The 598-nt window shown below is 51.0% G+C and carries 1 rRNA gene; it reads left to right on the top strand.

Annotated elements, in window-relative coordinates:
* Positions 1-146 precede the first annotated feature (146 nt).
* Positions 147-598, top strand: a 16S ribosomal RNA gene (locus KIF87_RS23025); the annotation flags it as partial.

Here is a 598-nt window from a genome sequence, read left to right as displayed (position 1 = left end):
ACTGCTCTTTAACAATTTATCAGACAATCTGTGTGGGCACTCAAAGTGACATGGATTCTTAATGTCTTCGGACAATAAATGAATACCAAGTCTCTGAGTGAACATACGTAATTCATTACGAAGTTTAATTCACGAGCATCAAACTTAAATTGAAGAGTTTGATCATGGCTCAGATTGAACGCTGGCGGCAGGCCTAACACATGCAAGTCGAGCGGTAGCACAGGGAGCTTGCTCCTGGGTGACGAGCGGCGGACGGGTGAGTAATGTCTGGGAAACTGCCTGATGGAGGGGGATAACTACTGGAAACGGTAGCTAATACCGCATAACGTCGCAAGACCAAAGAGGGGGACCTTCGGGCCTCTTGCCATCAGATGTGCCCAGATGGGATTAGCTAGTAGGTGGGGTAACGGCTCACCTAGGCGACGATCCCTAGCTGGTCTGAGAGGATGACCAGCCACACTGGAACTGAGACACGGTCCAGACTCCTACGGGAGGCAGCAGTGGGGAATATTGCACAATGGGCGCAAGCCTGATGCAGCCATGCCGCGTGTATGAAGAAGGCCTTCGGGTTGTAAAGTACTTTCAGCGGGGAGGAAGG

It is taken from the genome of Enterobacter sp. 120016, assembly GCF_018383635.1.
Lineage (GTDB): Bacteria > Pseudomonadota > Gammaproteobacteria > Enterobacterales > Enterobacteriaceae > Enterobacter > Enterobacter asburiae_D.
Note: the sequence above shows the minus strand (reverse complement) of the source record. Positions and strands in the feature narration are given on the sequence as shown.